This window comes from Kushneria marisflavi, assembly GCF_002157205.1.
Taxonomy (GTDB): domain Bacteria; phylum Pseudomonadota; class Gammaproteobacteria; order Pseudomonadales; family Halomonadaceae; genus Kushneria; species Kushneria marisflavi.
Map to the genome: position 1 here is coordinate 1657274 of NZ_CP021358.1, position 16798 is coordinate 1674071.

Annotated in this window: 19 protein-coding genes; 11 read left to right on the plus strand and 8 right to left on the minus strand. The window is 60.0% G+C overall.

The features are described 5' to 3' along the window. Window positions 1–28: 28 nt before the first annotated feature. Window positions 29–463, minus strand: coding sequence for an NADH-quinone oxidoreductase subunit A (locus tag B9H00_RS07585; protein ID WP_086900148.1), 435 nt, complete (start codon window positions 461–463; stop codon window positions 29–31). A gap of 342 nt (window positions 464–805) precedes the next feature. On the opposite strand from B9H00_RS07585, the gene thiD reads away from it, so the two are divergent. From thiD to B9H00_RS07605, 4 genes are all read left to right on the plus strand, one after another. Then, entirely contained in the window at window positions 806–1606 is an 801-nt protein-coding gene (gene thiD, locus B9H00_RS07590; RefSeq protein WP_086900149.1) for a bifunctional hydroxymethylpyrimidine kinase/phosphomethylpyrimidine kinase, read from the plus strand. A gap of 93 nt (window positions 1607–1699) precedes the next feature. Continuing rightward, on the plus strand, window positions 1700–2557 hold the full coding sequence (locus B9H00_RS07595) for a universal stress protein (protein ID WP_086900150.1): 858 nt from the start codon (window positions 1700–1702) through the stop codon (window positions 2555–2557). A gap of 48 nt (window positions 2558–2605) precedes the next feature. Continuing rightward, a complete protein-coding gene (gene dtd / locus B9H00_RS07600; protein ID WP_086900151.1) occupies window positions 2606–3043 on the plus strand; it encodes a D-aminoacyl-tRNA deacylase in 438 nt (145 codons plus the stop codon). 44 nt (window positions 3044–3087) lie between these two features. Then, window positions 3088–3864 (plus strand): SDR family oxidoreductase, encoded by a 777-nt coding sequence (locus tag B9H00_RS07605; protein ID WP_086900152.1) that lies wholly within the window; start codon window positions 3088–3090, stop codon window positions 3862–3864. A gap of 89 nt (window positions 3865–3953) precedes the next feature. Here the strand turns inward: B9H00_RS07605 and B9H00_RS07610 are convergent, their stop codons facing one another. Together B9H00_RS07610 and B9H00_RS07615 are read right to left on the minus strand one after the other, a co-directional pair. Further along, window positions 3954–4184, minus strand: coding sequence for a ChaB family protein (locus B9H00_RS07610; protein ID WP_086900153.1), 231 nt, complete (start codon window positions 4182–4184; stop codon window positions 3954–3956). A gap of 79 nt (window positions 4185–4263) precedes the next feature. Continuing rightward, the gene (locus B9H00_RS07615) at window positions 4264–6180 is read right to left on the minus strand and encodes an ABC-F family ATP-binding cassette domain-containing protein (protein WP_086900154.1); all 1917 of its coding nucleotides are present in this window, start codon (window positions 6178–6180) and stop codon (window positions 4264–4266) included. A 50-nt stretch (window positions 6181–6230) separates the two neighbouring features. Between B9H00_RS07615 and B9H00_RS07620 the strand changes: the two genes are divergently transcribed. After that, window positions 6231–6737 carry a TIGR02444 family protein gene (locus B9H00_RS07620; RefSeq protein WP_157663199.1) on the plus strand — a complete coding sequence of 169 codons (507 nt, stop codon included), beginning with the start codon at window positions 6231–6233 and terminating at the stop codon, window positions 6735–6737. Window positions 6738–6854: 117 nt separating this feature from the next. After that, window positions 6855–7709, plus strand: coding sequence for an FKBP-type peptidyl-prolyl cis-trans isomerase (locus tag B9H00_RS07625; RefSeq protein WP_086900156.1), 855 nt, complete (start codon window positions 6855–6857; stop codon window positions 7707–7709). 383 nt (window positions 7710–8092) lie between these two features. Here the strand turns inward: B9H00_RS07625 and B9H00_RS07630 are convergent, their stop codons facing one another. The 5 genes from B9H00_RS07630 to B9H00_RS07650 form a co-directional block, all read right to left on the minus strand. Next, on the minus strand, window positions 8093–8587 hold the full coding sequence (locus tag B9H00_RS07630) for a hypothetical protein (protein ID WP_086900157.1): 495 nt from the start codon (window positions 8585–8587) through the stop codon (window positions 8093–8095). 291 nt (window positions 8588–8878) lie between these two features. Continuing rightward, the gene (trmB, locus tag B9H00_RS07635) at window positions 8879–9598 is read right to left on the minus strand and encodes a tRNA (guanosine(46)-N7)-methyltransferase TrmB (RefSeq protein WP_086901763.1); all 720 of its coding nucleotides are present in this window, start codon (window positions 9596–9598) and stop codon (window positions 8879–8881) included. Between the two features lie 42 nt (window positions 9599–9640). Then, window positions 9641–10444: a thiazole synthase gene (locus tag B9H00_RS07640; protein ID WP_086900158.1), complete on the minus strand. Its 804-nt coding sequence runs from the start codon at window positions 10442–10444 to the stop codon at window positions 9641–9643. A 60-nt stretch (window positions 10445–10504) separates the two neighbouring features. Continuing rightward, window positions 10505–10705: a sulfur carrier protein ThiS gene (gene thiS / locus B9H00_RS16890; protein WP_086900159.1), complete on the minus strand. Its 201-nt coding sequence runs from the start codon at window positions 10703–10705 to the stop codon at window positions 10505–10507. A 57-nt stretch (window positions 10706–10762) separates the two neighbouring features. Further along, on the minus strand, window positions 10763–12244 hold the full coding sequence (locus B9H00_RS07650) for an alanine/glycine:cation symporter family protein (RefSeq protein WP_086900160.1): 1482 nt from the start codon (window positions 12242–12244) through the stop codon (window positions 10763–10765). Between the two features lie 164 nt (window positions 12245–12408). Here B9H00_RS07650 and B9H00_RS07655 point away from each other — a divergent pair, with 164 nt between their 5' ends. The 5 genes from B9H00_RS07655 to B9H00_RS07675 all read left to right on the plus strand — a co-directional run bounded on the left by B9H00_RS07655 (window position 12409) and on the right by B9H00_RS07675 (window position 16784). Then, window positions 12409–12795, plus strand: a complete 387-nt coding sequence (locus tag B9H00_RS07655; protein WP_086900161.1) for a DUF423 domain-containing protein — start codon at window positions 12409–12411, stop codon at window positions 12793–12795. Between the two features lie 44 nt (window positions 12796–12839). After that, window positions 12840–13841 carry an alpha/beta hydrolase gene (locus B9H00_RS07660; protein ID WP_086900162.1) on the plus strand — a complete coding sequence of 334 codons (1002 nt, stop codon included), beginning with the start codon at window positions 12840–12842 and terminating at the stop codon, window positions 13839–13841. Next, the gene (locus B9H00_RS07665; RefSeq protein ID WP_147376565.1) at window positions 13838–14359 is read left to right on the plus strand and encodes a hypothetical protein; all 522 of its coding nucleotides are present in this window, start codon (window positions 13838–13840) and stop codon (window positions 14357–14359) included. The genes B9H00_RS07660 and B9H00_RS07665 overlap by 4 nt, the downstream gene beginning before the upstream one ends. 42 nt (window positions 14360–14401) lie before the next feature. Beyond that, window positions 14402–15490: an aminotransferase class I/II-fold pyridoxal phosphate-dependent enzyme gene (locus B9H00_RS07670; RefSeq protein WP_407656574.1), complete on the plus strand. Its 1089-nt coding sequence runs from the start codon at window positions 14402–14404 to the stop codon at window positions 15488–15490. Window positions 15491–15755: 265 nt separating this feature from the next. After that, window positions 15756–16784 carry a lipopolysaccharide kinase InaA family protein gene (locus tag B9H00_RS07675; RefSeq protein WP_157663200.1) on the plus strand — a complete coding sequence of 343 codons (1029 nt, stop codon included), beginning with the start codon at window positions 15756–15758 and terminating at the stop codon, window positions 16782–16784. Window positions 16785–16798: the final 14 nt, after the last annotated feature.

Consider the following 16798-nt stretch of genomic DNA (forward strand, 5'->3'; position numbering starts at 1 on the left):
CTCCTCGGGCTCGCGACCCGAGAGGATTTCAGTGTTCGGTATGATCACGCTGGGCAGGCTGGTGGACCTGATCCGGCTGAGCGCGACGCTTTGGCACCCAGTCCAGTGCACCGACCCGACTGTCATAGATCAGACCGGCCAGCAGAATAAAGATGAAGACGCTGGCGCCTATCAGTCCAGTCCAGCCGGTTTCGCGCACGGAGATGGCCCAGCCAAAAAGGTAGAGAGCCTCCACGTCAAAAATGACGAAAAGCATGGCCACCATGTAGAACTTGACCGAGAAACGCTGGTGGGCACTGCCGGTCGGCACAATGCCGGACTCATAGGGTGTTTCCTTTCGGTGGCCCCAGGCCCGTCCGCCAAGCAAGGCGGATGCTGTCACCATAAAGGTACACAGGGCCAGTACGGCGACGATGAAAACACCGACTGACCAGTTTTGAGCCAGTTGCGTTGCCAGATCCATGGACGCTCACTCATCTTGGTCTGCTCCAGCGACATTGCATCGACTGGCGCTTTCGTTATTCAACCACCCGGAGCATACCGCCCGAATGACAGGAAATTCTCGACTGCGGAAGGTCAGGTCAGCCTCGAGATCAACATCGTTACATTAGAAGTCGATGCGGTATTTTGCCAATGCCGTCATCAGCTTTTTTAATGTCGATTTTGGAATGTTCCCCCTGTAGCCTTCGTGTATCCAATCAAAATATCACCCTGCTGTATTAGACCTTAGTCTTATAACCTGCGGCACGGCAGGCGTCACAACGTCTCACGCTCCCCTGTGCCGCTGGCAACGTCTGGAGATTTCATGCGCTCGATCCGTTTTCTCTCCATTGCCGGCACTGATCCCAGTGGAGGGGCCGGTCAATCCGCCGACCTCAAGGCAGCCAGCGCTCTGGGGGCCTATACCACCAGCGTTCTCACGACCGTGCTGGCCCAGAACACCTGCGGCGTTCGCGAGGTCATGCCGCTGCCACAGGCCATGATTCGTGCCCAGCTGGACGCCGTGTTTGATGATATCGCCATCGACTGCGTCAAGATCGGCATGGTCAGCGACCTCGACACGGCGCACCTGATCCGGGAGTTCATCGAGCGCTACCGGCCGGCCCATGTCGTGCTGGACCCGGTGATGGTCGCCAAAAGTGGCGACATGCTGGTGGACCGTGACGGATTTCATGCCGTGCGCGACATCCTGATTCCGGTGGCCGATGTCATCACGCCCAATCTGCCGGAAGCGGCCGTGCTGCTGGAGACCGACATTCCGGAAAACCATAAGGGCATGGAGGCGATGCTGCCCGGTCTGGGTGCACTGGGCTGTGACATCGTGGTGCTCAAGGGCGGCTATCTGGCCGGTGAGGTCAGCAATGATCTGGTGCTGACGCCGGATGCCACCCACTGGCTTGAAGCGCCGCGTATCATGACACGCTCGCTGCACGGCTCGGGATGCACACTGGCGTCGGCCATCGCTGCTCTGCTGCCTCGGCATGACACCCCGATCGAGGCGATCAGGGAGGCCAAGGTCTACATGACCCGAGCACTGGCCGCCGCCGAGCGGCTGGAGGTCGGCAAGGGCCAAGGGCCGGTTCATCACTTTCACGCCTGGTGGTAGCTGTGGTGGCAGGCAACCACTATCATTTCAGCGGTGCCTCTGCCATAACCGACACCTGCAAGCGCCCTCTTATCAACGGGCAAGGATTCAGCCATGAATACGACGCTGCTACTGGCCACTGATCTCTCTCACGAATGTGAGGCCGCCCTTGTACGAGCGCTGCATCTGTCACAGCGCAGCCAGTCGCGCCTGGACATCCTGCATGTTGTGGATCCCTATCTGCCCGAGCACACGATGCCGGCGCTGGTGCATGCCATTGAGGAAGAGATTGACCGCACCCTCAACAAGCTGTGCGAACACCATGAACTTAAGCGCCCGGCCGTCACCGAGGTTCATATCGTCAGCGGTGTGCCCTATGCCGAGATCATTCGCGAGGCCTACGAACGCAGCGCTTCGATGATTGTCATGGGCACCCACCGCAAACAGGGACAGCCGGACCTGATCGGTGGTACCACCCTGTCGCGCGTCATGCGCCGGGCGCCCTGCCCGGTGGTCAGCATTCCGCATGACGGCGAGCCGGACTGGCAGGACATTCTGGTACCGGTGGACTTTTCGCTGGCCTCGCGCCACACCCTCAAGGAAGTGCTGATGCGCTTCCCCAACGTGCGTCTGACGCTTTTGCATGCCTGGGATATGCCGGTGGCCATGGAGCTCTGTGAGGGCACCAACTATCAGCACTGGCGCGACCTTGAACGTCAGCGCCTGCGCCAGCAGCTCGAGCTTGAAACCGAACGCCTGATGGCCGACCTGCATGCCAAACCCGATCTGGAGCTTGTCCTGCAGCAGGGTGATCCCTCCCAGGTGCTGCTGGATCGCCTGCGTCAGCAGCCGCCCGATCTGTTGGCGCTAGGCAGCCACATCCGCGTTGGCATCGGCCGCGCCACGGACAGCCTGCTGGAGCGGCTGCTGACCGAGACCCGCGGGGACCTGATGCTGTGTCGCACCTGGTAGGTCCGGGACACAAGTCCCCGCAAGTGTAGGACGAACAATGGAGATATTATGCGGGCTCTGATTCAACGGGTCAGCCAGGCAAGTGTTCATGTCGATGGCGAACGCATTGGCGCCATCGATCAGGGGCTGCTGGCCCTGATCGGTGTCGAGCGCGATGACACCCCGGAGCGCGCCGAGAAGCTTTTACACAGGATGCTCAACTACCGCATTTTTGGCGACGACCAGGGCCGCATGAATCTTGGGCTTTCTACCACCCGCGGCGGGTTACTGCTGGTGTCGCAGTTCACTCTGGTGGCCGATACGCGCAAGGGACTGCGTCCCGGTTTTTCCAGCGGCGCCACGCCCGAAGACGGCGAGCGACTGTTTGACCATCTGGTCGAATGCGCACGAAAGGCCCATGACACCGTCGAAACCGGACGCTTTGGCGCTGACATGCAGGTCTCGCTGATCAATGACGGCCCCGTCACCTTCATGCTGGAAAGCTGAATATTGCAAAGCGACCACCTCCATTTCCCGGACAGGCCATCCCCATGAGTACACATTCTTCTACTGACACACGTGTGGCGCTGATCACCGGCGGTGCGCAGGGTATCGGACGCGGCGTGACCGACTATCTCATTGCCCGCGACTGGCGCGTGGCCATCATTGATATCGATGATGACGCCATCAAGGAGATGCGCACGCGCCACGACACCGAGACGCTGCTGGCCATTACCGCAAGCGTCAGCGATGAAACCGCGGTGAATGAGTCCTTTGACCGCATCTCACAATGGCAGGGCCGACTGGATCTGCTGGTCAACAACGCAGGCCCGGCCGACCCGTACTGTGGCCCGCTGGAATCCCTGTCGCTTGAGCGCTGGCATCACTGGCTGGACAACCATCTCACCGGTGCCTTTCTCTGCTCACGCGCCGCCATCCCGCTGCTGCGCCAAACGCAGGGATCAATCATTCACATGGCCTCGACCCGGGCCCTGCAATCCGAACCCGAAAGTGAAGGCTATGCGGCCAGCAAGGGTGGCCTTCTCGCGCTCACTCATGCGATGGCGACCAGCCTGGGCCCGGAGGTTCGTGTCAATGCCATCTGCCCCGGCTGGATCGAAACCGGCGAGCATCAAAAGGCGGCCAATCGTGAAGCCCCGTCCCACAGTGACACCGACCGCCAGCAGCATCCGGTCGGCCGTGTAGGCCACCCTGATGATATCGCCGCGCTGGTGGCTTTTCTGGCAGGTCCGGAGGCCGGTTTCATTACCGGCCAGCACTTCCCCGTCGATGGCGGCATGACCCGAAAGATGATCTACGCCGAATAAACAAAACCGGATAGCCAGACGAAAAACGGGCCGCCACAGGAGTGGCGGCCCGCTCAGAATCTGCAGGGCGACATTTTCAGTGGCCTTGATCAGTGCTTCGGATGCCAATGGCCATCATCGCCCTTTTTGTACTTTGACTCGACCGCCTTCCAGGCCACGGCGTGAGCCGTTTCCTCGCGGGATGAATCGCCGCGCCGATCGGAAGGCTTATCGTACTCCTTCCAGGCGCTGTTGAAGGCCTCCTTGTAAATGGTGCGGGCATGCGGCGGCAGCACCTTACGCGCGCTGTCCGGGATGTCATCACGATGGTCGTAAGGCATTTCTCCTCCCTGAGGTCAGCCGATAACGATAAACACCCTGTCCAGTGTAGACCGGTGACCGCCGCTGCCAATGACCGCCTCAAGAGGCCGTGAGCTGTGCCTGCATCTCCTCAAGCGCCTCTTCGGCCTCCATCCAGGCCTGCTCATCGCTTTCAAGACGAGCCTTCCACTCGCCCTGCTCGCGCAAAAGCTCTGTCAGCTGCGCTTTCTGGCCGGCCTCATACACCGATGGGTCCGCAAGCTTCTCTTCGACCGCCTCAAGTGCCTTCTGGGCCTTCTCCATCGACTTCTCGGCGGCGTCACGCTTTTTCTTCAGAGGCTTTAACTGTTCGCGAAGCTCGGCCGCCGCACGCCGTGTGGCCTTTCGATCCTCCTTCGGCGCCGCCCCCTCCCGGGGCTCATCCACCGGAGCCCGGGCAGCCTCGGTAAAGCGGTTTTTCAGCCACAGTCGATAGTCTTCCAGCGTGCCATCAAAGGCAGCGACGCGCCCATCTGCCACGCACCAGAACTCATCGACGCTGGCGCGCAGCAGGTGGCGATCGTGCGAGACGATCAGCACCGCGCCATCAAAGGCGGCCAGCGCCTCTGTCAGCGCATCGCGCATGTCCAGATCCAGGTGGTTGGTCGGCTCATCCAGCAGCAGCAGATTGGGCTTTTGCCAGGCAATCAGGGCCAACGCCAGACGGGCCTTTTCCCCGCCAGAGAAGCGTGTAATGACTTCAAAGGCGTCATCCCCGCGAAAGCCGAAGCCACCCAGAAAATCGCGAATGACCTGCTCGGAAGCCTGCGGCGACAGGCGCTGAACATGCGTAAAGGCACTGGCGTTCAAATCCAGCGCGTCGAGCTGGTGCTGGGCGAAATAGCCGACCGCGAGATGCTCTCCCTCGGTGCGCTCGCCCCTGAGCAGCGCCAGCTCACCGGTGAGCGCCTTGATCAGGGTTGATTTACCCGCGCCGTTGGGGCCTAAAAGGCCAATTCGGCTGCCCGGCGCCAGCGACAGGCGCACGTTTTCAACGATCGGCGCGTCGCCATAACCAATGGCGGCATGATCGATCGACAGCAGCGGATGGGAGACCTTGTCGGAACAGGGGAGACGAAATCGAAACGGCGATTCGGCGCGCAGCGGCGCAATATCTTCCATCCGCTCGAGCATCTTGAGCCGGCTCTGGGCCTGCCTGGCCTTGGTCGCCTTGGCACGAAAGCGGCGTACGAAGTCCTCGATCTCGGCGCGGCGGGCCTGCTGCTTCTCACGCTCGGCCTCACGCTGAGCCAGTCGCTCGGCGCGGGTACGCTCAAAGGTCGTGAAGTTGCCGCGATAGAGCTGCACGTGGCGCTGGTCAAAATGCACGATGTGATCGCACACCGCATCAAGAAAGTCCCGATCGTGCGAAATCAACAGCAGCGTGCCGGGATAGCGCACCAGCCACTGCTCGAGCCACAACAGCGCGTCCAGATCCAGGTGGTTGGTCGGCTCATCCAGCAGCATCAGATCGGAGGGTTTGAACAGTGTCTGGGCCAGATTGGCACGCATGCGCCAGCCCCCCGAGAAATCCGACAGCGGACGCTCAAGATCGCGCTGGGCAAAACCAAGCCCGACCAGCAGCTGCTCGGCTCTGGCCTTTGCCGTATAGCCATCAAGCGACTCGATCACACCGTGCAGTTCGGCCTCGCGATGGTGCTCGCCGGCCTCGCGGGCAGCTTCCAGCGCTGTCTGCGTTTCACGCAGGGCGTGATCACCATCGAGCACGAAGTCGGTCAGGCTGCGCGACAGCGTCACGATCTCCTGACTCATATGCGCAATGCGCACGCCGCCATTGAGCGCCACCTCGCCCCGCTCGGGCGCAAGCTGGCCCAGAATCAGCTGAAAAAGGCTTGATTTGCCCGTGCCATTGGCCCCCACGATGCCGGCGTGATGACCCATCGAGAGCATGAAGTCTGCGGACTCGATCAGCGGGACCCCGCCGCGTTGGAGCTCGAGCTGGCGAAATGCGATCATGCGGTATCCTGTCCGGCCGGTTGCCGATAAGTGGTCGAATGAACAAGTCAGTGGATTCCCATTCTAACCGAAATCCTTCTCCGCTTTGGCCCTGGGCGCTGGCGCTTTATGCACGCCCTGGCGTGAGCGAGGCCCTGCTTGCGCTGCAGGATAAGGCAGACCTTGATGTCTGCGAGCTGCTCTGGGGGCTGTGGCTGCTGGCCCACGATCGGGCCCCGGTGGCTGAGCTCGCTTCAAGGCTTGCACCGGTACGCCAGTGGCGGCAGCACTATACGAAGCCGCTGCGCCGGCTAAGACGCGATCTCAAGGCGCAGGCTGCAGGCCACCCCGTACTTGAGCAGATGCGTACCCACATCAAGGCGGCCGAACTCCAGAGCGAGCGCGAAACACTGCGCCAGCTTGAAGCGCTGACCCTGTCGGCTTCGATACCATGTCCGCCGCATGAGGCTTTTAAAGCATTTTCACGGCTTCTGATCGGCGAGCTCGCCCCCCATCATCAGGCGCTGATTTCCCAACTACACCTTGAAAGTGAGAATATGGTGCCCCCATCGTGCTAATGGTTTGTTGAAGATTGTCTGTTAAAAGACAGCCGACATTCTTTCAGGGATTGGCGTGATTTTTTTCACTGGGTGTTGTCCAACATCCCTTGATGACCATGTGTACAAGGAGATTTCATGAATAAACTGTTGAGCGCGGTCACTCTGAGCACGCTGATCGTACTGACAGGCTGTTCCGATGCTGACGACGGCAAGGATAAAAACGCTGACGCTCAGGCCACGCAGGAGCAGGCCCAGCAAAAAGGCAGCGATGACAGCACCCAGCAAAAGGACGATTTCAAGTCCGACGAAGCGCGCCTGGCCTATGCCGTGGGCGTGACGCTGGCCCGCAACCTTCATGAAGACATGAAGGATCTGGATGTTGATAGCTTCACCAACGGCATCAAGGACGTCTACGACGGCAGCGATATCCGTCTCAGCGACCAGCAGATTGGTGATGCCCTGCAGCAGTATCAGCAGAAGATGGTGGCCGAACAGCAGCAACAGATGCAGCAGGAAGCCGAGCAGAACGCCGAAGCCGGCAAGACATTCCTGAAAGATAACGCCAGCAAGGATGGTGTTCAGACGACTGACTCCGGCCTGCAGTACCGCGTCATGGAAAAGGGTGACGACAGTGCCGCCCAGCCCGGCGACGAAGACCAGGTTCGCGTCAACTATGAAGGCCGCACCATCGACGGCAACGTCTTTGACAGCTCCTATGAGCGTGGCGAGCCGGTGACCTTCCAGGTCGACCAGGTCATCCCTGGCTGGCAGGAAGCCCTGAAGATGATGCACCCGGGCGACAAGTGGGAAATCTACGTGCCTTCCGATCTGGCCTATGGCGAAGCGGGTACCGGTCCGATCGGACCGAACCAGACCCTGATCTTCAAGGTAGAGCTGCTGGGTGTGGGTGATGATGCCATCAGCGATGATACCGGCGCCAATGACAGCGCCAGTCAGGAAGAGAATGCCGGCGCCCAGCAGGCCAACTAGGCCGACAGCACGGCAGACGCTATCAACCACCGGGTCTAACGATCCGGTGGTTTTTTATTTTCCGGGGTCAAACGCGTGTTACACAGTGTGGATAAATGCGGCCAAAACACCTTGTGGATAAGGTTGTGAGGTAGTGTCTGGCACCTGCCGCAGCGCCTGTGCATAAATGTCGCACGTCAGTATTACGCTGATGGCACTTTCTGCAAAGAAATGCACCATGAATGACATAAAGTATTGTTTATAAAAGAAATTTAAAAAAACATGGCCCAGAAGCGCAAAATTCTGCGCTTCGGAATGCTTTGCTTTCTGTCAAGCAAAAATTCCTAACACGGTGTGGATAATTAATAGGGAAATTCATGTTTTAGATGCCGTGACATTGTGCATCACTTACATGGCAGCGACAGATCGTACCAGCTGCCCAGAAGACCACGGGCCGTACTGACCACAAGACTGCCTCGCGCCCGGTGAGCATCGCTCCGACACAAAGGCATATCAAACGTTCCTCGATAGTGACCGGGCGAGACGGCTTCAAGGGTCACGGCCGCCTGACGCCAGCGGCTGCCGGTTTCCTCGAGCTGCATGGTCACCTGCCTGGCGGATAGACCACCAAGCCCCATTTCCACGCTCAACTGCCCGTTCTGGTAATGCCACTGCGTCTGCATCTCGCCAAAGCGACCCAGCGCGGTAAAACAGCGCTCATCCAGCGGGCGACAACCGAGCTCGGGAGCAAACCAGGTCACCTGCGATCGATTACCGGCCCCGACGTAGTAGTAGCCCAGATAGGCAATGGCGACCGTCACCGTAATCAGTGTGACCACCACCAGCGTATTGAGCCAGCGAAGCGAAGCATGCTGGGACGATGAGTCAGGTATCGGCATGGTCCTAGAGATTCAGTGGTCGAGTGGTCGAGTGGTCGAGTGGTCATCAAGCCGCCTTGAAGGCAGTCGAAAATAACAGCAGACATTCATTTAAAAAATATTCTCATTTGCCTTGACCAGCCAAATGAGAATAGTTATCTTTGAGATGTGGTGATCGCCAGTCATCACATGAACAACCCGATATGTCAGGGTATCGAGTGGTTCATCTCCTCATCAAGCTAGTCACGGTCCTTTAAGCCGCCCAATTGGGCGGCTTTTTTATGTCGGTCGGACAACCCTTCCAGCGTGACGTTAACCGGCACGCTGATAGATCAGATCCCAGACACCATGACCCAGCCGCTCACCGCGGGTTTCGAACTTGGTCAGCGGGCGAAAGTCCGGCCGCGGGACATAGTCACCGTCACGGGCCAGCGTCACGAACCCGGGCGCCTCATTCATGGTCTCGACCATGTATTCAGCATACGGCTGCCAATCGGTCGCCATGTGAAAACGACCTTGGGGTTCCAGCACGCGTCGCACTCGCTCGATAAAGGCTGGCTGCACAATCCGGCGCTTGTGATGCCGTTTTTTGGGCCAGGGATCGGGGAAGAAAAGCTGTAGCGTATTGACCGATTCGGCCGGCAGGCAGTCATCAAGTACCTTGAGCGCGTCTTCGCGATAAACACGCACATTGGACAATCCCGCCTTGTCGACATCATCGAGCAGCTTGCCCACACCCGGAGGATGCACTTCGATGCCGATAAAATCGGTATCCGGATTGGCCATGGCCTGCTCAAGCAGCGAGCCCCCCATGCCAAAGCCGATCTCGACCACGCACGGTGCTCGACGGCCAAACAGGGCTTCCAGATCCAGCCGACCATGAGCCAGTGTCAGTCCCAGGCGCGGAAAGACGTCCTCCAGACCGCGACGCTGGGCCAGGGTCATGCGACCACTACGGACCACATAACTCTTGATGCCGCGATGCGGCGTATCTTCACCGGATTCAATGCCCGGCGCTGTGTCTTCTGTCATCAAAATATCGTCAAAAACAGTGGAACGAATCATGGCCCGGAATCAGCCGGTGATCAGGCCTTCCGTGGGCGATGAGGGGCTGGCGGCATAGGTCTTTCTTCCCATGCGCTCGGCCAGGCGGGCTTCACGTCCGGCCTCAACGGCCTTTTTCATGGCACTGGCCATCAAAATCGGTTGGCGAGCGTGGGCGATGGCCGAGTTGACCAGCACCCCATCACAGCCGAGCTCCATCGCCATGGCCGCATCGGATGGCGTACCGATACCGGCATCCACCAGCACCGGCACACGGGCGTTGTCGATGATCAGTGACAGGGCGTGCGGATTGAGCAGGCCGTGACCGGAACCGATCAGCGAGCCCAGCGGCATGACCGCACAGCAGCCGATCGACTCAAGCTCGGCGGCCACGATCGGGTCGTCACTGGTATACACCATGACGTCAAAGCCATCCTCAACCAGCGTGCGCGCCGCACTCAGCGTCTCGATCACGTTCGGATAAAGCGTGTGATCATTGCCCAGTACTTCCAGCTTGACGAGATTGTGACCATCAAGCAATTCACGGGCGAGCTGGCAGGTACGCACGGCATCACGCGCGTTATAGCAGCCGGCCGTGTTGGGCAGGATGGTATAGCGCTCGGGAGAGATGACATCGAGCAGATTGGGCTCATCCGGATTCTGACCGATATTGGAACGGCGTACAGCGACCGTCACGATTTCGGCGCCGCTGGCTTCAACGGCGGCACCCGTTTCTTCAAGGTCACGATACTTGCCGGTACCGACCAGCAAGCGCGAGGTAAAGGTTCGCCCGGCAATGTGCAGGGGGGTATCCCACCGGGAATCAATGCTCATGATGTTCTCCTCGGACCCGACTGGCGGGGTTCTGATGCGATCGCCACTGGCACCGGGGTATCAGCCGCCGCCAATGGCATGAACAATCTCGACGCGATCGCCCTCATTGAGGGTCGTTGTCGCATGGCGGGTGCGCGGCACAATGGATTCGTTGACTTCCACGGCAATACGCCGGCCGGTCAGCGAAAGCATGACGATCAGGTCAGCCACACTGCTGGCCTGATCGACCCGGCGCGTTTCTCCGTTGATGTATAGCTGCATGTCACATCCTGCACTGGTCTCGGGATGTGCATTATAACGCTGGAGTCCGAAGGGCTCCTACCGCGTCACGGTTTCGCTGGAAGACGTCCATACACCGCTGGAAAGCTGCTCGGGATTCTTGAGGACGGTGGGATCAAAGACCGGCTCCCGCACACCATCACGACGCTGACGCTCATAGTCCTTCAGTACACGCAGGGCCACGGGCGCCAGCAGCAGAATGGCAATCAGGTTGGTGGTGGCCATCAACCCCATCGCAAAGTCGGCAAAGGCCCAGACGAAATCAAGCTCCGCCACGGCACCCAGCATGACCATGACCAGCACAGCGATACGCAGTGCCTGAATGGCACCCTTGCTGCGCCGACCGAACAGATATCCCATGTTGATCTCGCCGTAGGCGTAATTACCAATGATCGAGGTGAAGGCGAACAGCAAAATGGCAAGCGCAATGAACCAGGTGCCAAACACGCCCAGATGATCGCTCATGGCATCCTGAGTGAGCTGAATGCCCTGGATATCGACGCCCGGCGAGCTGGTCAGCAGGGTGTCATAGACCCCGGAAAGCAGAATCACGACGGCAGTGCAGGTGCAGATGATCAGGGTATCGCATACCACGCCAAAGGACTGGACCAGCCCCTGGGCCGCCGGATGCTTGACCGTTGCCGTGGCGGCAGCGTTGGGCGCCGAGCCCATGCCGGCCTCGTTGGAGAACAGTCCGCGCTTGATGCCGTTTTCCATTGCTGCCTTGATGGCATAGCCCGCCGCGCCACCGACTGCAGGTCCGAAGCCAAAGGCGCTCTTGACGATCAGCGCCAGCATTGCCGGCACCTCACCGATGTTGACGATCAGGATGTAGAGCGCGACCAGCAGATAGGCCACGGCCATGACCGGTACAATCTTCTCGGCCGTGCGTGCCACCGACTTGATGCCGCCATAGATGATCAGGGCCGTCATGGCCACCAGTACGATCCCGGTAATCCAGGTAGGGACGGCAAAGGCACTATCGATGGCCCGGGCGATGGTATTGGACTGGGCACCATTGAAGGCCAGGCCGAAGGCAATGATCAAAAAGACCGCAAACAGGCAGCCCATCCAGCGCTGTCCCAGACCACGCTCCATGTAATAGGCCGGCCCACCACGGAAGGCACCGTCCTCATGCTTGACCTTGTAGACCTGGGCGAGCGTGGATTCGATAAAGGCGGTGGCCAGCCCGACCAGCGCCGTCATCCACATCCAGAAGATGGCGCCCGGCCCCCCGACCCAGAGGGCAATGGCCACACCGGCGAGGTTACCCGTTCCCACCCTGGACGCCAGCGAGGTCGCAAAGGCCTGAAAGGCACTGATGCCATCACCCGAACCGCGACCGCCAAAGGTCACACGCGCCATGTGACCCATCAGACGAAACTGCATGAACTTCGTCAGCAGCGTAAAGGCCACGCCGGCGCCCAAAAGCAGATAGACCAGAACATAGGTCCAGATAAAACTGCTGATGGGGTCGGTAATGGCAAGAATGCCGTTTTCGATGGTATTGATGAATTCCATGGGTTATCCCCCGCCATGCCCTGCTCTCAAGAAGGCATTACGCTTGTGGTGTATTGTTGGTCGAAGCCACCGGCCCGCCCACGGCACCTGGTGGCTCGGGCGCGTGCGTGCGACCATACACGGATTCACGCATAAATGCTCAATCCGATAGGAGTATATTGCCCATGCCCTCGCGCCTTTTATGGCTCGCCGTCGCCCTGTCCGGACTGGGGGTGGTCATCCTCGGCGCCTGGGGTGCTCACGGTCTGGCCGATCGACTGGATGCCCAGGCGCTCAATGCCTGGCACACCGGTGTTCGCTACCAGGCCTGGCATACGCTGGCCTTCATGATGATTCTGATCTGGCGCGAGGTTGTCCCACTGGTCGGCCAGCGTTTCGTGCTGGGCCTTTGGGGCATCGGTGTGGTGCTCTTTAGCGGTTCACTCTATCTGCTGGCACTGGGCGGCCCGGCCCTGCTGGGGCCCATCACCCCACTGGGGGGACTTGCAATGATGGCCGGCTGGGCCATGCTGGGCGTGACTGCCTTGCGCCGAAGGCCTGAGCCGTCATAATCACTTCAGGCTGCGCGACCGACGTGGCGTGAGCATGAGCATTCATGACAATGTCCCTACCCGATTTTTCCGATCTGCTGGAGGCCGGCCCGCTGGCACCCTTGCCCCTGCCGCCCACCGGGTTGATGGCGCAGTATTTTCGTCATTACGAGCTGGACGCACTGATCACGCAGGTCGGTGGCATCGAGTCGGGACATTTACAGATCGGCGAATTTCGCCTCTGGACTCAGGTCTGGACCCCGCACAACGCGCTTCGTGGCACGGTCATGGTCGTACATGGTTATTTCGATCATCTGGGCCTTTATGGCCATCTGCTAAACCTATTGCTTGATGGCGGATTTCGTGTCGTGCTCTGGGACCTACCGGGGCATGGCCTGTCCAGCGGGGAGCGTGCCGCCATCGATGACTTTGCCACCTACACTCAATGCCTGCGGGGCCTGCTCGATCAGCTGGGGGACAGGGGATTGATCCACGAGCCGCTGATCGGGATTGGCCAGAGCACAGGCGCTGCCATTTTGACCACCGATGCACTGGAGCGCGCCGACCATCATCCCTGGCAGGCACTGGCCCTGCTGGCCCCGCTGGTGCGGCCCTGCAAGTGGCATCGTTCTCGGCTGATGCACCGCCTGGCCACGCCCTTTATTCGCAGCATCCCGCGCCATTACCGCCCCAACACGACCAATCTTGCCTTCACGGCGTTTTTGCATCAAAAGGACCCGCTGCAGACCAACACCCTGCCGTTGGTATGGGTCAGTGCCATGCGCGACTGGATGGGTCATGTTCGAAGGTTGCCGCCCTGTCATCTACCGGTACTGATTCTGCAGGGCCAGCAGGACGCCACCGTGGACTGGCGCTGGAATCTCGAGGTGCTGCGCCGGCTGCTGCCGGCGGCTCGAATCGTCTATCATCAGGATGCTCGACACCATCTGGTCAACGAATCGCCGGACATCCGACAGACCCTTTTCAGGGATCTGCACCAATTTCTGATCACACAGACCGAAGGCTCATGCATCTCTACTGCCGACATGCCCGAGGCGCCCTCATGAGTCGATGGACATTCATGGCGCTGCTGGCCCTGTTGATGACGGGCTGTGCCGGGATGGACAGCGATCTCTCGCGCCCCCGCACCCCACTGGAAAACCTAGGGCAGACAGCAGCGGTTGATGTCCTCAAGGCGCCTCCCTGGCCGGATAACACCAGCAATCGCGTGATTCTTGTCACTCCCGTCGAAGCCGACGCCGATTTCGGCGCCCAGGCCGATGCTCGCTTCGATGATGCCATGACCCGCCGATTGCTCAGCGCCCGAAATGGACCACAGATATTGTCCGTTGCACAGGCCGCCGCACAGCCGGAGACGCCCGATAACCAATGGCGGCTTTCTTCACATCTTCAGTCACCGCTGGGCGCCATCGTCCTGTCGGATCGAAAGCTTTATCCCTATAGGCTGACATTGACGCTCAAGCGCGGCGACAGTGACGATATCTGGTGGCAAAAGGAGATCGACGGCGCGCTTGATGCGCTGGGCCTGCCGCTGTCACAGGCCGCCATGACACCGGCACCCTGATGGCCTGGTAACCGATCACCATTCATGACGTGGAGTGTTTTCGTGCGTGCATCTCATCTTGATCGTGAAGGGCCCCACAATCCCTTCCCGGGACGCCAGGCACTGGAGCGGCGTATGGGTCATTCGCTGCCCATTCAACTTGGATCCAATGAAGGGCTGGACATGCCTCATCAGGCACTGGGCGAGGCACTGGGTACCCAGGTGGCCGAGCTGGCACGTGCCTATGGTGATGCCCAGGCGTTCGAGCTGCGCCAGCAACTGGCCGAGCAGCTGAGCACTTCTCCCGAGGCCCTGCTGGTGGATGCCGGTGCCGACAGCCTGATCGCCCTGACGCTGCGCGCCCTGTGCGATACCGGCACGACCGTGATCACCAGTGCCGGCACTTACCCCACCTTTCGCTATTTTGCCGAGGGTCACGGCTGTCGCCTGGTCGAAGTGGCCTATCGACAGGCGCCGGGCCAGCTGGCTCCCGATGTCGAGGCGCTGGTTCAGGCCGCCTGGCTGCATCACTCAAGGCTGGTCTATCTGGCCAATCCGGACAATCCCAGCGGTCACTGCCTGGCCAGTGCCGACATTGCCTATCTCGTCGATAATCTGCCGCCGACCTGTCATCTCCTGCTGGATGAGGCCTATCACGAGTTTCGAGCGGACCAGGAGGACAGTGCCCCCATGGACCGCGTCGTGCGCCTTCGCACCTTCTCCAAGGCACATGGGCTGGCCGGACTTCGCATCGGATATGCCATCGCCTCGCCGGCACTTCTCGAGGTCATGTTAAAGGTGCGCATTCACTACGCTGTTTCCTCGGTCGCCCAGGCCGCCGCGATGGTGGTGCTGACCCATATTGACGAGGTTGAGCACCATGTTCAGGCCGTGATCAAAAGACGTGAGCAGCTGGCGACACAGTTACAGGTGTGGGGGGCTGACGTCCTGCCCTCGGCCACCAATTTCGTGGCCATTCGCATGCCGAATGCCGGAGCCGCCGAGTCCGCTCAGCAGGCACTGCTGGCCGATGGCGTCATTGTCCACCGCCCCCCACATCCGGCACTGGCCGATATCCTGCGCATTTCAGCCGTCGAGGAGGCTCTGGTGCCCGGGCACCTGGCGGCGCTACAAAACGTCCTCGAAGGCTAACACGCTCATTGCACTCGACCCTGCTTCAAGCGGCAGGGTCGCCCTGCTTCAGCTTCGGGCGCTCTCTCCTGCCACATCAGAATCTGCCGTCATACCCTGCCTCTATCATTTAATTATTAAAATTGTGTTAAACGTTTCTGGACATAAGAGAACACTGTTCTTATATTGCAGTAAAGGTTTAGCCTGTTAACGAATTCGTCACCTCACTGCCATGACACAGTGCTTGATCCCATCACCTGCCCAGGATCCGCACCGGTACTTCATCATGACTACTTCCAGGCACCAGCATCGCCGTGGACGCCCCGACGTTCTCCAGCGCCACTTTCATGGTCCCATCCGCTTTCCCGGCTCCGACTGGCAATGGTGGCTGGCCGATGACGCGGCTGCCCATGATGCTGCAGCGCGAATGGACCACCACATGCGCGGTGTAGAGCCTGATCACGTGACAACACTGCGCGAGCGCAAGGGCCGGCGTACCTTTCGCCTTCAGGTCGCCGAACGCGCACTATTCGCCAAGGAAATTCCGCTCCCCATATGGCGCAAGCGTCTGGGCGCCCTGCTTGGGATTCAGCACACTCTGGTCGGGTTTGATCACGGCAGCGCCGAGGTGGATAACACTCTGACCCTGAATGCGCGTACCGGACAGGGACTGGACGTGCTCTGCGTCGGCGAGCGCATGAGCGCCGGCCTGCCGACCAGCCAGGTCCTGATTCAGCCCTGGCTTGAAGGATGGATCGGACTGGGAGATGCCTTTGATGTCGCCGACGAGCATGAACGCCATTCGCTTCTATATCGTATGGAAGCCCTGCTCAAGGCCATGCACGATGCCCGAATCTGCCATCTGGACATCAATACCGATAATCTGATGGTGTCCACACAGGACAGCGAGACGCCGCTGCGCGCCATCGACTGTGCCAAGATGGAGACGAAGGTCACCCAGCCGGCGCTCTCCACGGCCCTTCAGATCGGCAAGATGCTGCGGGAACTCTACGGCCGTGACGAAGCAGACTTCACCACACGTTACACCCAGGCGCGCGCCATGCAGCGTCGTATCGCCGGCGAGACAGGCATCAATGAAGCCACCGACACCCTGCTGGCGCTCTCCCTGCGCTATCGGTTGAGCAAGAATCTGTCCCGTCGCAAGCTGGTGACAACACCATTCGTCAACATTGACGGCCCGGCGCTGGAAAAACGCGTGCGAGCCTCGAAGAAAAATGCGGATATGCCCGCCATTGTCTGGAACCAGGATCATCCGGCCATGGCGGATGAGGCGCCGGTCTATTCCAGCTCCTGATCTGCATTGATCGA

What these genes read in the sequence shown, in the direction of transcription:
- B9H00_RS07585 (WP_086900148.1), bottom strand. Translation starts at nt 463, where the DNA reads ATGGATCTGGCAACGCAACTGGCTCAAAACTGGTCAGTCGGTGTTTTC.
- thiD (WP_086900149.1), top strand. Translation starts at nt 806, where the DNA reads ATGCGCTCGATCCGTTTTCTCTCCATTGCCGGCACTGATCCCAGTGGA.
- B9H00_RS07595 (WP_086900150.1), top strand. Translation starts at nt 1,700, where the DNA reads ATGAATACGACGCTGCTACTGGCCACTGATCTCTCTCACGAATGTGAG.
- dtd (WP_086900151.1), top strand. Translation starts at nt 2,606, where the DNA reads ATGCGGGCTCTGATTCAACGGGTCAGCCAGGCAAGTGTTCATGTCGAT.
- B9H00_RS07605 (WP_086900152.1), top strand. Translation starts at nt 3,088, where the DNA reads ATGAGTACACATTCTTCTACTGACACACGTGTGGCGCTGATCACCGGC.
- B9H00_RS07610 (WP_086900153.1), bottom strand. Translation starts at nt 4,184, where the DNA reads ATGCCTTACGACCATCGTGATGACATCCCGGACAGCGCGCGTAAGGTG.
- B9H00_RS07615 (WP_086900154.1), bottom strand. Translation starts at nt 6,180, where the DNA reads ATGATCGCATTTCGCCAGCTCGAGCTCCAACGCGGCGGGGTCCCGCTG.
- B9H00_RS07625 (WP_086900156.1), top strand. Translation starts at nt 6,855, where the DNA reads ATGAATAAACTGTTGAGCGCGGTCACTCTGAGCACGCTGATCGTACTG.
- B9H00_RS07630 (WP_086900157.1), bottom strand. Translation starts at nt 8,587, where the DNA reads ATGCCGATACCTGACTCATCGTCCCAGCATGCTTCGCTTCGCTGGCTC.
- trmB (WP_086901763.1), bottom strand. Translation starts at nt 9,598, where the DNA reads ATGACAGAAGACACAGCGCCGGGCATTGAATCCGGTGAAGATACGCCG.
- B9H00_RS07640 (WP_086900158.1), bottom strand. Translation starts at nt 10,444, where the DNA reads ATGAGCATTGATTCCCGGTGGGATACCCCCCTGCACATTGCCGGGCGA.
- thiS (WP_086900159.1), bottom strand. Translation starts at nt 10,705, where the DNA reads ATGCAGCTATACATCAACGGAGAAACGCGCCGGGTCGATCAGGCCAGC.
- B9H00_RS07650 (WP_086900160.1), bottom strand. Translation starts at nt 12,244, where the DNA reads ATGGAATTCATCAATACCATCGAAAACGGCATTCTTGCCATTACCGAC.
- B9H00_RS07655 (WP_086900161.1), top strand. Translation starts at nt 12,409, where the DNA reads ATGCCCTCGCGCCTTTTATGGCTCGCCGTCGCCCTGTCCGGACTGGGG.
- B9H00_RS07660 (WP_086900162.1), top strand. Translation starts at nt 12,840, where the DNA reads ATGACAATGTCCCTACCCGATTTTTCCGATCTGCTGGAGGCCGGCCCG.
- B9H00_RS07665 (WP_147376565.1), top strand. Translation starts at nt 13,838, where the DNA reads ATGAGTCGATGGACATTCATGGCGCTGCTGGCCCTGTTGATGACGGGC.
- B9H00_RS07675 (WP_157663200.1), top strand. Translation starts at nt 15,756, where the DNA reads ATGACTACTTCCAGGCACCAGCATCGCCGTGGACGCCCCGACGTTCTC.